Source organism: Brenneria salicis ATCC 15712 = DSM 30166, assembly GCF_003315515.1.
In the GTDB taxonomy this organism is placed as follows: Bacteria; Pseudomonadota; Gammaproteobacteria; order Enterobacterales; family Enterobacteriaceae; genus Brenneria; species Brenneria salicis.
Map to the genome: position 1 here is coordinate 1 of NZ_QNRY01000069.1, position 11664 is coordinate 11664.

The 11664-nt window shown below is 49.9% G+C and carries 13 protein-coding genes and 3 pseudogenes; 1 reads left to right on the forward strand and 15 read right to left on the reverse strand.

What is annotated here, in order from left to right; translation table 11 throughout:
* Positions 1-114: 114 nt before the first annotated feature.
* From DES54_RS17690 to DES54_RS18515, 3 genes are all read right to left on the reverse strand, one after another.
* A complete protein-coding gene (locus DES54_RS17690; protein ID WP_113869619.1) occupies positions 115-420 on the reverse strand; it encodes a phage tail tape measure C-terminal domain-containing protein in 306 nt (101 codons plus the stop codon).
* Positions 398-2995: a tape measure protein gene (locus tag DES54_RS17695; protein WP_113869621.1), complete on the reverse strand. Its 2598-nt coding sequence runs from the start codon at positions 2993-2995 to the stop codon at positions 398-400. Before DES54_RS17695 ends, DES54_RS17690 begins: the two co-directional genes overlap by 23 nt.
* 74 nt (positions 2996-3069) lie before the next feature.
* A complete protein-coding gene (locus tag DES54_RS18515; RefSeq protein WP_147247326.1) occupies positions 3070-3474 on the reverse strand; it encodes a hypothetical protein in 405 nt (134 codons plus the stop codon).
* Positions 3475-3787: 313 nt separating this feature from the next.
* Here DES54_RS18515 and DES54_RS19030 point away from each other — a divergent pair.
* Positions 3788-4150 (forward strand): annotated as a pseudogene (locus DES54_RS19030) (ORF6N domain-containing protein); the annotation flags it as partial.
* A 533-nt stretch (positions 4151-4683) separates the two neighbouring features.
* On the opposite strand, the gene DES54_RS17705 reads toward DES54_RS19030, so the two are convergent.
* The 12 genes and pseudogenes from DES54_RS17705 to DES54_RS17760 form a co-directional block, all read right to left on the reverse strand.
* Positions 4684-4971, reverse strand: a complete 288-nt coding sequence (locus DES54_RS17705; RefSeq protein ID WP_205680245.1) for a phage tail assembly protein T — start codon at positions 4969-4971, stop codon at positions 4684-4686.
* Between the two features lie 11 nt (positions 4972-4982).
* The gene (locus DES54_RS17710; protein ID WP_113869625.1) at positions 4983-5357 is read right to left on the reverse strand and encodes a phage tail assembly chaperone; all 375 of its coding nucleotides are present in this window, start codon (positions 5355-5357) and stop codon (positions 4983-4985) included.
* Between the two features lie 24 nt (positions 5358-5381).
* Positions 5382-5819 (reverse strand): annotated as a pseudogene (locus DES54_RS17715) (phage tail protein); the annotation flags it as partial.
* A gap of 63 nt (positions 5820-5882) precedes the next feature.
* On the reverse strand, positions 5883-6230 hold the full coding sequence (gene gp17, locus DES54_RS17720) for a tail completion protein gp17 (RefSeq protein WP_113869629.1): 348 nt from the start codon (positions 6228-6230) through the stop codon (positions 5883-5885).
* Positions 6227-6676, reverse strand: coding sequence for an HK97-gp10 family putative phage morphogenesis protein (locus tag DES54_RS17725; RefSeq protein WP_113869631.1), 450 nt, complete (start codon positions 6674-6676; stop codon positions 6227-6229). The genes gp17 and DES54_RS17725 overlap by 4 nt, the downstream gene beginning before the upstream one ends.
* Positions 6669-7010, reverse strand: a complete 342-nt coding sequence (locus tag DES54_RS17730) for a phage head closure protein (protein ID WP_113869633.1) — start codon at positions 7008-7010, stop codon at positions 6669-6671. Before DES54_RS17730 ends, DES54_RS17725 begins: the two co-directional genes overlap by 8 nt.
* A 6-nt stretch (positions 7011-7016) precedes the next feature.
* On the reverse strand, positions 7017-7340 hold the full coding sequence (locus DES54_RS17735; protein ID WP_113869635.1) for a head-tail connector protein: 324 nt from the start codon (positions 7338-7340) through the stop codon (positions 7017-7019).
* 8 nt (positions 7341-7348) lie between these two features.
* The gene (locus tag DES54_RS17740) at positions 7349-7570 is read right to left on the reverse strand and encodes a DUF7210 family protein (RefSeq protein ID WP_113869637.1); all 222 of its coding nucleotides are present in this window, start codon (positions 7568-7570) and stop codon (positions 7349-7351) included.
* 56 nt (positions 7571-7626) lie between these two features.
* Positions 7627-8844, reverse strand: a complete 1218-nt coding sequence (locus DES54_RS17745; RefSeq protein ID WP_113869639.1) for a phage major capsid protein — start codon at positions 8842-8844, stop codon at positions 7627-7629.
* A gap of 12 nt (positions 8845-8856) precedes the next feature.
* Positions 8857-9714, reverse strand: a complete 858-nt coding sequence (locus tag DES54_RS17750; RefSeq protein WP_113869641.1) for a head maturation protease, ClpP-related — start codon at positions 9712-9714, stop codon at positions 8857-8859.
* Positions 9715-9727: 13 nt separating this feature from the next.
* On the reverse strand, positions 9728-11041 hold the full coding sequence (locus tag DES54_RS17755) for a phage portal protein (RefSeq protein ID WP_113869643.1): 1314 nt from the start codon (positions 11039-11041) through the stop codon (positions 9728-9730).
* Positions 11041-11541 (reverse strand): annotated as a pseudogene (locus tag DES54_RS17760) (terminase TerL endonuclease subunit); the annotation flags it as partial. The pseudogene DES54_RS17760 and the gene DES54_RS17755, both read right to left, overlap by 1 nt.
* Positions 11542-11664: the final 123 nt, after the last annotated feature.

Below are 11664 nucleotides of genomic sequence, written 5' to 3' on the forward strand. Positions count from 1 at the left end.
TGAATGCTATGATCGGCATAACTCAGTCCGGTTGGTGATTTGTTTTGATTTGGCGATTGATCAGATCGCTCAAACCGGATTGAGTTCCCTTCAGTGATCTACTATTAGGCGCAGTTATTTAGCTACGCCGCCAAACAACGAGCCAAAAACACTACTTGCACCGCTGGCCGCATTCGCTAAAGCCATATTTACCAACACGTTCTGGATGATTTTCAGGACACTGACACCCCAGTCTTTCCAGCTATCAACATTACCGTTCAACATTTCAGTAATGGAACCAACCGCGCCACTCATCGCCGTTTTCATGCCCTGCGATGCCTGAGAAGAATAATCCGTTGCCTCATCCGCCCAATCAGCAAAGCCATCGCGCAACCCTCCCATCCAGTTATTGCGTTGGTCATCCAGTGAAGTGTAATACATCTGTTGGTCGGTCAGACGTTTCGAGATAGCGCTTATTCAGGGCAATGGCACGATTGAAAAATTCATCATCAATTTCACCCGCTTGATGCTGCCGTCGTAGCTCATCGTCTTTCTGGATAAACTCACGGCGAATACTGATCATTTCCTGCATACGCTCACGAACGCGGGAGCCCTCACCAAAACCAATAAGGTTAGCGTCATTAGCTGCTTTAGCGTTGGCGTTGGAATCAATCAGCCCGTTCTCGTATTCAACCGCTTTTTTCCGTATTTCTGCCTGGTCAATCAGGGCAGCATTATGAAGTAATTCCGCTTTATGCTTTGCTGATATCGCTGCCAAATCCCCCTGAGAAGTTCTGTATTTCATTTTAGCCAACTCAGAAGATTGTCCATCCAAGGCGACTTGTTCCTTCATCTGCTCATTAATGCGCTTGTAGGTATCTTCTGTTTTTTGCAGTGATGACCTTTTATTTTTATCCTTCTCTGCCTGCTGAAGATTGTATTCCTCTACAGCATTAGCCTGAATTTTTTCAATTTGAGAATCCTGGCCAGGAGCAATATTACCCGCCGCATCTACCTTCAGCGCCCCGCTCTTCGTTGCATCCTGAATAGCCTTTAATTTTGCACGCTCGATTCCTTCCCTACGTAATAAATCAAGACTCTCTTGCTGCTGTTTAATATATTTTGTATATGCCTCATTCTCTATTTGCTGAGTAACGCTGCCTACTTTCTTACTGTTCAACTCATTCATGAACTGAATGGTTATTGCCATAGCACCTGCAACACCTTCCGCTAATTTATAGGTATCGGCTAATTCGTGCTGTATCTTTTGATAAATAGCAGATGATACAGAAACTTTGTTATTTAACTCATCTTGTAGGCGTGATTGGTTGGCAATGGCATTATTGAGTTGTTCAGTAGCATCTGATACATCGCGGCTTGCCTTTTCATATTCACGTTGGGCTTTAGCCGCATTTACCGCATAACCACCACCATCACCACCAACAGATCTTACGAGTTCATTATACTTCTCCGCTTCTGCCGCAGCGGTTTCTTGAGCATCTTTTAGCTCACTGAGTCTTGTCTTTAACGCATCAATCGAGCTACCAGAATCCGCAATAGCCCCCTTGAGTTGCAGAACATTCATTTCTTTAGACTTGGCAACGATATCATCAAGCGTGCCAGCATACTGAATTGCTGACTGCCTCGCTTGTTCTTGCTGCTGATAAACCGCATACCATGCAGTCGCACCGAGCATGACAATACTAGGAATTCCGCCCAACATTCCGCCGAGAGATTTTAGCCCGCCAAGAGCTAAACTGGATGCCGATGCCAGCCTATTTACAGATGCCTCAGACACTGCCACCGCCCGGTTTGAGTTAATTAATGCAGCATTAGCCGCAATCATTGCGCTACGCTTTACCGTTAAATTCTGCGTGGCAACCATTGATGCGTTAGAACCTTTCGCAACTTGAGTTTCGGCTAGGGCAAGATTGTAAGCAGATACCGCCGCTTCCGCGTCCGCCGCAGCTTTTCTTTGCGTCATTTGCGCGGCGTTAAGTTGAGCAGCAGCCAAGCCGATTTGCTCTTTTCTTGTGCTAATAATTGTCGCCGTCGCGCTGGCAGCGCTCGAAGCCATGCCGCCAAAATACCGCGCAGCACCAACTGCAACTAGTACACCAGCAGCGGTAGCAACACCGTCAATATTATCGGCTAACGAATCCAACGATCCAGATAACGTCGCGGTAACGCGGGAGGTTTCGTTAACGCCACCGACCCATTGCTGAAAAGCGTTTTGCACCTTCGTTACAGAACCACCAACCGTCGCCGGCATCGCTGCGAATTCGTTTTGCATCGCGCCCAGTTGACTGATTAACGCCGGAACAACTTTATCGGCTGTTAATTGCCCCTGATCTGCCATTGCCTTTAGGTCTTTGCGTGCAACCCCCATCCCTGCGGCCAATGCTCGAATAACGCGATCGCCATTTTCATTTACAGCGTTGAATTCTTCCCCGCGCAAAACGCCCTGTGCCAGAGCCTGGCTAAACTGGGTAATAACAGAACTGGATTCCTGAACGCCCGCGCCGGAGAGTTTTAAGCCAGTAGCCAATGCCTCGGTGACTTTTAACGCATCCTGTGACGAGTAACCATATTCACGCATAGAGGCCGCAGAGCGCGCGAACAATCCAGCGTTATCTGCGAACGCCGTTCCGGTGCGCTGGCTAAGCGCCATCAGCGCCGCCTGGTTACTGGTGAAATCCTCGGTAGAGACAGACGCTTGTTTCAGCCGTGCATTAACCTGGTTCCACTGATCGGCGAGATTAATTAATTGCCCAGTAGCAAAACCACCAGCTATTGCCCCAGCCATCCCTGCAGCAGTAGATTTTACCGAGACAAGTTGCGCATTCACCTCCGCCAGCGCCCGGCGACTCTCACGCGCTGCCGCCGCAGCCTGCCGACCGCCGTTCTGCATGGTTTTGTAGTAATCAGATCCCATTCTGGAAGCACGGGAGATCTCTGACTGAAACGATTGTGAGTTAGCGGAAATCTTGATAATCAGTTCTCGCAGCGTTGCCATTTTATTTTCTCTGGGAAATAAAAAACCCTCCGAAGAGGGTATTTGATGTATAAAAAGCTAACCACACATATTTATTACTGGAATAAATACCCATTTTTCTCACACATGGAATACATCGCCCGGATTCCATGCCTAGATGCAGCAGGAAGAATTGAAGAAGAATCTTTAATCTCGCCATCCATTCTCATTAATGTTGCTGCAAATGGAGTAAAACCGGTATATCCGCCGTAGCTATTTTTTGCATTTACCAATCCACAATATGAATCTGGTGCGCCATTTTCGTTTACAGGAGGCAGTCTGAATATGGCACTATCTGGATCTTTTAACTTAGCTTTGACTGACTCCTGTATTATTAGTTTTTCAGTTTCAGAGAGAGGTCTTGTTTTTGTAACAACCACTCTACTTTCTTCATAATTACTTACAGGGACGCAAGCCGATAAAAACATAACGCAGATTGCTACTGAAATGACCTTTTTCATATTTCATCCATATACGTAGTTACATTCAGCAACATCCTACCGCTTGTTGACGCAGGGATCTACTTCCGCTATCTTCTTTTTCACGAGGCGTCGAAACCTCTTCTCAACGCGGACAGAACCAACCCCGTTAGTGTTGGATTTTTTATGCCTGTCATTCAGTGAGCGTACTGCGCGATCACACCCCGAATCAAAGTCGGGAGGGCGACGAATACAACACCCGAAAGGGGAATAAGTCCGCGGTCTCGTTGAGCCGTTTCGAACCTCCCGGCACCACTCCGATAGTGGTAATTCGAAAAAAATCAACGAGGTCATTATGACTACCCAACTCTCCATAGAAAGCCTGTCCGTTATCGCACACAACGGCATACCCGTAATCACCACTGATTTGTTGGCGCAACTTTATGGCACTGACACCGCCCGCATCCGTAACAACTTCGCCAGAAATAAAGAGCGCTTTACTGATGGGAAGCATTACTACAAGCTAACAGATTATGAATTAAGGGATTTTAAGCACAGAGTATCTTTAAGAGACTCTGTGAAAATTCCTGTAAACAGCCGCGCTTTAACCCTCTGGACTCAGCGCGGCGCCGCCCGTCACGCCAAGATGCTCGAAACCGATCAGGCATGGGAGGTATTCGAGAAGCTGGAAGATTGCTATTTCAGCCAACGCGAAAAAGCTATCGAAGAAGCTCCGCGCAAAATTCGCCAATCCACAGCAAAACAATTAATCCCGCTGCGCCAGACTGCCGAACGGCTGATCGCCACCGGGATGGGTAATATTTACCCCGATATATGGAAACTCGTCCACCAGCGTTTTGATGTTGAACACATTCACCAGTTGCCACCCGACCAGATCGGGGAAGCGATCGACTATCTTGAGGGGCTGGAAGGCGAGTGGATAGGCAAACAGAAACAAGCTGTATCCTTGCCAATATCCTACCCTATGGAATACTTCGACCAGTTCAAGTGGATGATGGGGCAAAAGGCATTTAGTGCGCCATGGAACTACCCGGCAAACATGCTGATCCCTAACGGTGATTACCCTAACCCATTGGCCCATCTGCTTCACGACCTCAGAAAAGCCGGTTATCAGGTAGAGGCTGCACAATTTCAGCTATTAGCCTTACAGCACCACCTTGAAATGTTTAGGCACAAGGTCGATAGAGTAGAACGGGCGATTAGGTAATGTTTGTGGCGCAGGGATGCGCCTTAACTCGCCGCCATAGAAAGAAATGCCTCCAGATTGCCAAACGGATCGATGTCTTCTTCTTCCTTGCCTGACCAGTCCAGCATGGCATCAGTAAGCGCCACTTTTACGCCCTGGGCGCCATATACGGCACTGACGATCTGCGCGGCCTGAATATCCCCTCGCGTATCGCCGATCGGGGAAAGTTTGTCATACTCAATCCACATCCGTAGCTCACTGGCGGTCATTTCCCGCCGCAGTTCTGACAGCGTGCGCCCCATTCTGAGCGCCAGCGCCATCAAAAACTGCATACCGGGCTGAGTTACTTTTTTTTAGCGGCCTCAGTATCGTTGATAATGTCCAACGCCTGCCGTAATAGCCGGCTATGCACGGGGCCGTAAACGCTTTCCACTTCTTCGACATCATCAACATCGAATACCGGATCGCCGCTTTCATCACGCAAAATATCGACAAACAACGTTGCATCTGCGTGAAGATTGCGGCGGGCGCGTTCTGACACAGACAGGGATTCGCTGTCTTCATCAGTTTTTACCGCATCCTGCCAGCGCAGCCAGGCTTCAGCGGAGGGTTCACGCAGAATGACTTTTACGCCATCCCATTCCGGCACCTCGATAGCCTTCGTGAGAAACCCCGATCCCGGCGCCAGCGCCAACGCTTTAATGCTTTTATTTGACATTATTTATTAACCCCCGTTACCTGCCGGCGCATTGATTGGTGTCGGTTTACCTTTCAGGCGCAGAGAGAACGTAGCGGCTACTACACCGTTTGTGCCTGATGACCAGGTGTGTTGGCGCACTTCGGCCAAAACCTGAAATCCGTTACCAGAAGGGAAAATGAACTGGAATGCATAGGTCGTGTCGTTATCGTATGCATCGCGTAGAGCGTCCTGCGCCGCATTGCGATAGAAATTGCCTGAGAGGGACATTTCAGACTGAGCGGGCAGGCCGTTAATATTCTCCTGCTCAGTTGAGCAAAGCGTTGTGACGTCAATATCCTGTTTTTGCCCCCCAGTGAACTGAGCTTCTTTCAGTGTGCAGTGCAGATCGAGATACGTTGCTGTTTCAGCGGTTTCCGCTGTTGCAGGAGCGGACGAAATCTTGATCTGCGTCCCTTGTGATTTTTCATAAAGTGCCGCCATTTCATTTTCTCCAGACGTAAAAAACCCGCTCAATGGCGGGTTGTGATGATGATGGTGTATGAGTTAGTCGACGAACTGTAGCTCTGCTGTAGCTCGGTATAGTGCTGTTTCTGTGTCGTGTCCTTGCGTCAGCATCTGATTGCCAGGACTGAGCGACGATAGTGCTGCGATGACATCGCCACGAATTTCACGCGCATGCGCGATGGTTTTCGCGTAAACATCAAACTGAACGGATGATGTTGTTTCTGCTGGGCCACACAGCACATCAGCAGACGGCTGGGATATAAAAGAGAACACAACCCACGGCGGCGAAATTGCTGGCTCACCCTCGCTGTTTAGTGGAACGACATACGGATAAACATTACCGCCAGCCAACGCGGAGATTAGCGGGTAAATGTCGGTTTCGGTCATTTACTCAATACCTCGTCGATAGCGCGATTGGCTCGCGTAATGGCGGCATTCGCGGCCTCTTCCTGCCGGGCGTCGAACGCTGGGCGCACAAACGGATGCGCTGGGGCCTTGATCGTTCCCATCTCAACGAATCGCCAGTAAAACGCATTGCGCGGGTTGTCCGCCTTCATTGTGTTATCGCTGTTACCCGTTCGGGGATTAACACCGCGAATGTGTACGCCGGATGAGATTTCACCTTTTCGCCGTGACTTTTGAGTCAGCACCACAACGTTTTTACGCATTTTCCCGGTACGAACGGGAGCACGGTCGATAACCTCTTCTTTCAGAACCTCAGCCCCAGCGCGAGTAGCATCACGCAGCACCTTGTTGTTTTCCGCCCGACTCAGCTTTTCCAAATCCCTGGCGATGTCGTTCAGGCCGGAAAAATCGAGGCCAAAATCAATCACGTTTCACCCCCAGCTTACACAATATTTCCAGTCGAGTGCATTTACCGTCCGGGATCGGCGGGCCGATAATATCCAGCATTAATCCGGCAAATGGGCCATTGAGACAGAGCAAGCGGGATACCGCCGAAACATCACGGCGAAACCTCATCCATACCCGGATTGTTGCCTCGGCAGATACCGCACCAGCGGCTACTAACTCGCGGCCACTGATCGGGGCGACTTCGGCCCATACCGTAGCACCATCACTCCATGACTCGATCGGCTGGCCACCAGCATCGCGGGTTGTTGTGAAGTTCTGGATGATGACGCGGTGGCGTAGTCTTCCTGCTCTCATAAAACCTCACAAGCCATAAATTCGATATGGCTGTAACAATGATTCTGTCGCGAAAGGAATGGCGCTGGTTATGTTCCCAATATTTACGGACTCCCGGTTTTCATACCAGTGTCCAATCAACAACAGCATTGCTACCTGAACATCTGCCGTTGGCAGGAGGTGATCCTCATCCTCTGCGTAACCGTCCGCCTCTTCATTCTCATAAAGTTTGCGGCGCGTATATGTTTCGACATACCTCACTGCCGCACTGATATAGGCGTTCAGCAATGTGTCTTCATCATTGCCGGATTCAACGCGGCAGTGCTGTTTAACCAAGTCGATATCCAGCATGGCGCACCTTATTTTTTTGCCTTTTTCGGCTGTTCAGGCTGTTCAGGCTGTTCAGGCTGTTCAGGCTGTTCAGGCTGTTCAGGCTGTTCAGCAGGATTATCCGCGATAATCTGTTTTGCGTAGCCTTTTGCAATTAACTCACGTCCATGTTGCTCCTGAGTTTCAAACTCAACACCTTCAACGACTACTGTTCCCTGATAGTAGATAGGCTTGTTAGCAATCAGTTTCATATTTTTGTCCCATAGAAAAGCGGCCCGAAGGCCGCTACGCGAAGAGGTTAACTGGATTAGCCGCCGTTGACAGCAGGTACGGTAAACGTTCCATAAACGAACGCTTCAGGACGCTTAACGGCCAAAGCTAAGCGCTCTTCACAACGAATCGAAATCATGTTCTTCTCGAAGTCGTCGGCGTTCTCGGTTGAGATAACCACATTAGCATCTTCACGATCGAACAGTTGAGCAGCAGCATTGAACGCACCAGTCAGGAATTTACCCTGGAATGCCGCTGTTTCAGTAGCAACAACAGGCAGTCCCCAGAGAGTAGGCCCAGTCAGCGCTGACGGATTAGCGAGGATGTAGCGCCCCAGCGTATCTTTCGTCAGTTCGATTTTCGCCCAATCAATGAAGTGCAGAACGTGTCCAGACGCCGGGAATCGCGCCAATTGCGCTTGCAGCATCGCCAGACGCAGATCATCAATTCCGTTTTGCTGTTCAACAGCAAAAGCAGCGCTGAATGCTGTAGCCTGGGGAATAATGCCGTGCAAATGTACACCGGTGCCGTCACCAAACAGGATTTCCTGTTCTTCGACGTATTTCAGGCCGTAACGCATTTCCGCATCGATCGTGGATTGCAGTTGTGCAAAATCGTCCAGGATCTGTTTAGACGCCTTGAACATATGGGCGACCGTCGTCACTGGCGTAATTTTGGTGGCAAACTCAATGTTGCTGTACGGTTTGGCCGTGCCTTCCGGCACCACAGCGGCGTTATTGGTGAACCCGGTTTGTTGCACCCAGAAAATGGCCGGGGAACTGGTTTTTCCTGGTGCAATCAGATCACGGATGAAAAGGCGTTGTTTCGGTGCCGTATCAATGCCAGGCAAGCGTTGCGGCTCAACAACACCATCTGCAACATCGGTAGACAGTAACGCGGCATTTACCGGGATGCTGACGCGTTTGCCACCCTCAACACTGGCGGCAAACGTTTTGAGCGCCTCAGAACTGACTACGATATTACCGACTGTTTCCACGACAGCTTTTGCATTCGTCAGCGGCATTTGTGCCACATGTTGCTCCAGTTCACCCAGTGCAGCCTTCAGCGTTTTTTCAGCAGCGACCAGCGCATTAAATTCAGAGGCCATCTTGTCAACAGCAGCTTTAGTCTCTTCAGACAATTTGCCGGATTTTTTGGCTTCACCCAGGGCTTCTTCTGCTTTCGCATTGAATTTGCCGGTTGCCTCTTCAATGCTGGCCGTGACCTTTTTAAGAATATCGTTAACTTCAGACATAATTTCTCCAGATTATTGGCACGCCGATACCAGACCACTTAACGCCGTGTCCAGATCAGCAAGAATTTCAGGTTTGATTTCACGGGCAGCGCTCGGCGTGCCTTCATGTTCTGCGGTAGCGCTCGACATACCGCTTGTTAAAGATTTGATGAGTCGGCGTCGCTCTGATCGTGGTGTGTTCGCTTTTGCCAGTAACGCATCGAGTTTGCGCAGCGCCGCGGCTGGAGAATCATCCCCATCAGAAACCGCGTCCGCAGAAAGCAGGCTGTCAGCCAGCCCCTTTTTCACTGCATCACTACCGCCGATATAGCTTTCCGCATCCATCAACTTCAACACGGTGTCGATATCCAGACCGGAACGCGCCGCGTAGATATCAGCCATCGCGTTATCAAATGGCGTCAGATAATCCGCCAGTTCAGCAAAGTCGTGTCTATTTCCCATCGCGACAATCCAGCAGTTATGGATCATTAGAAAAGCGCCACGCCCTATCTGAATTTCATCCCCAGCCATCGCAATGATTGATGCAGCACTGGCAGCAATACCCAGCACCTTGACCGTTACTGTTCCCTGGTATTCACGCAATAGGTTGTAAATCGCCAGCCCTTCAAACATATCTCCGCCAGGGGAATTAATGTTTATGGTGACATCAGCGCCATTCATTGCTCGCAAGGCGCCAGCAATGCGTTTTGCGGTTACTCCCTCATCCCAATAATCACGACCGATCACGTCAAAAACAGAAATCGAGTTATCATCGCTTGTTGCAGCACGGATACCACCATTCCAGCGCTCAAGGGCTGACGGGAGCGCCTCGCAGGTAACACCCGCACAGGGGCGACCCACCGGCGCTGCCGGAAGTTGTTTTTTTGTCATGGGTAAATAGCTCCTACGCCGCCTGTTTAAGCGGCGATTGCTCGAAGGGAATATCGGGGAATACGTGATTATGTAACTGCTTCAGTGCAACGGCCTGAGCAGCCAGGTTGCCGTTTTTAAGGTCTTCCAGCGGCGTTAGGTTCAGTTGAACCGTATAGATATCTCCGCCATCAATAGGAGGAAGATTTTCCAGCCTGCGCACATCATTGCGCGACATCCAACCGTTCTGGAGCGCACTGGTATAGTAAGACGCTCGACCGGCACTATCGGCACTATCGGCACGCAGCAATCCTTCAACGGAAAATTCAGCAAACAGGTCTTCATCACCACCCAGCAAGCAGCGAGCGATTTCCTGCTCAATATTTACGAGCAATGGACGCAGGGTATGCGTGAGAAACAGCAGGTTCATCCCCTCCAGGCTGGACGCCCAACTGCTTTGCTTTGTGGTATGACCAACCATAAACGGCGGCACGCGGAACCACCGGCAGATTTCTTCAATGCTGAACGATCGGCTTTCCAGAAGTTGAGCGGCTTCCGGGTTCATTGTGACGTTTTGATATGTTAGTTCGTTTTCCAGAACCATCAACTTGCCCGCATTCGTTGAGCCGGTAAATTTTTGCAAGTTTTTACGTAAGCGCTCTCGTTGTTCTTTGGATAACGCCGCCTTTGATGACAGAAACCCCGTACTCTGCAATCCGTTCTCAAAAATCTTTGCGGCGACCTCATCAACAGACATAGCAGCACCGAATACATCAACCCCCGCCATCGTCGGCATCATGCCGCAAACGCCATCAAGACCAAACCCACGAATATGCATAAGGCGATCAGGAAGAATATCTCGCTGTTTGCCATTTTCGGTGTAGGTGTATTGCAATCGGCCATTATCCAGTCGCTTTACCACCATGTTCTGAGGTAATAAAGGAACCAGAGAAACCAACTTACTCCCTATGAATAGCTTTTCGACGAATGCGTTGCCGCGTAAGCAGATACTGGCCACAACCAGCAGCATGAACCGCGATGGCGTCATTTCTGGATTCGGGCGACGACACAACACCTGGTAAGCCATGTTGCCCTGGGCAAGTTTGCGTGAACCATCAGGTTGCCGCTCATAAATTTTTAGCGGTAACGTTGACACTGACTCGCTCAATAACCGCACACACGCCCAGACAGCGGACAGACGCATAACCTTTTCTGCCGTAACGGTCTTACCGCTGCTGCTGGTGCCGAACCATTCCTGCCAGAATGTTCCATTGGTAAGACTGACTGGCACGCCCAGCCAATTTAAAAGGGCGCTCTTTACGCGCCCTGGTTGTTTATTCTTTGCCATCAGATACCCACTATGATCGGATCATCAAAAAAACCCTCTACATCACCATCGTCAGGCTCGTAACCTTCCGCCGCTCCAATAGCCATTGCTGATGCCACCACGCCATCGATACGGCCAGTGCTTTTCTTTTTGGCAAAGATTCGGTTCTCTTTTTGGTCAGCTTCTGTGACTGCGGCTGACGCATTCCAGCGGAGACACGGATTCACTCTGATAATAATTTCCCGGTCATCCAGCAGTTGCTCGAACAACTCTATAGAGTGTGGCATCCACAACCCTGAATCCTGCGCTTTGTAGTAACCTTGACCGTGGGGAATAAGCGGGACGGAAACCTCCGCCTCTTCCAGTTCCGGCTCCAGATATTTGATCCGGTACTGATCGAATGCCACGGCCCGGATAAAAAATTGTTGTGCCAGGTCAGCCATTCTCTGAGCAACAAAACCGTATTTCACCGCCTTGCCGGGCGTGGTGTGAATATAACCCTTGCGTTCCCATGCGTCGTATGTAGTGGTCAACTAAAACTGGCCACGGGTTTAGAGTTTTTCCAGAATCGATTTTCCGATTCGTTTGGGGGTAATCCACCGTTATAGTCGTGTGGTCTGATCGTGCTGTAATATCCCACGATA

Excerpts from the sequence above, each read along its gene's own strand:
- DES54_RS17690 (WP_113869619.1), bottom strand. The coding sequence starts at position 420 with ATGTATTACACTTCACTGGATGACCAACGCAATAACTGGATGGGAGGG.
- DES54_RS17695 (WP_113869621.1), bottom strand. The coding sequence starts at position 2,995 with ATGGCAACGCTGCGAGAACTGATTATCAAGATTTCCGCTAACTCACAA.
- DES54_RS18515 (WP_147247326.1), bottom strand. The coding sequence starts at position 3,474 with ATGAAAAAGGTCATTTCAGTAGCAATCTGCGTTATGTTTTTATCGGCT.
- DES54_RS17705 (WP_205680245.1), bottom strand. The coding sequence starts at position 4,971 with ATGCAGTTTTTGATGGCGCTGGCGCTCAGAATGGGGCGCACGCTGTCA.
- DES54_RS17710 (WP_113869625.1), bottom strand. The coding sequence starts at position 5,357 with ATGTCAAATAAAAGCATTAAAGCGTTGGCGCTGGCGCCGGGATCGGGG.
- gp17 (WP_113869629.1), bottom strand. The coding sequence starts at position 6,230 with ATGACCGAAACCGACATTTACCCGCTAATCTCCGCGTTGGCTGGCGGT.
- DES54_RS17730 (WP_113869633.1), bottom strand. The coding sequence starts at position 7,010 with ATGAGAGCAGGAAGACTACGCCACCGCGTCATCATCCAGAACTTCACA.
- DES54_RS17735 (WP_113869635.1), bottom strand. The coding sequence starts at position 7,340 with ATGCTGGATATCGACTTGGTTAAACAGCACTGCCGCGTTGAATCCGGC.
- DES54_RS17740 (WP_113869637.1), bottom strand. The coding sequence starts at position 7,570 with ATGAAACTGATTGCTAACAAGCCTATCTACTATCAGGGAACAGTAGTC.
- DES54_RS17745 (WP_113869639.1), bottom strand. The coding sequence starts at position 8,844 with ATGTCTGAAGTTAACGATATTCTTAAAAAGGTCACGGCCAGCATTGAA.
- DES54_RS17750 (WP_113869641.1), bottom strand. The coding sequence starts at position 9,714 with ATGACAAAAAAACAACTTCCGGCAGCGCCGGTGGGTCGCCCCTGTGCG.
- DES54_RS17755 (WP_113869643.1), bottom strand. The coding sequence starts at position 11,041 with ATGGCAAAGAATAAACAACCAGGGCGCGTAAAGAGCGCCCTTTTAAAT.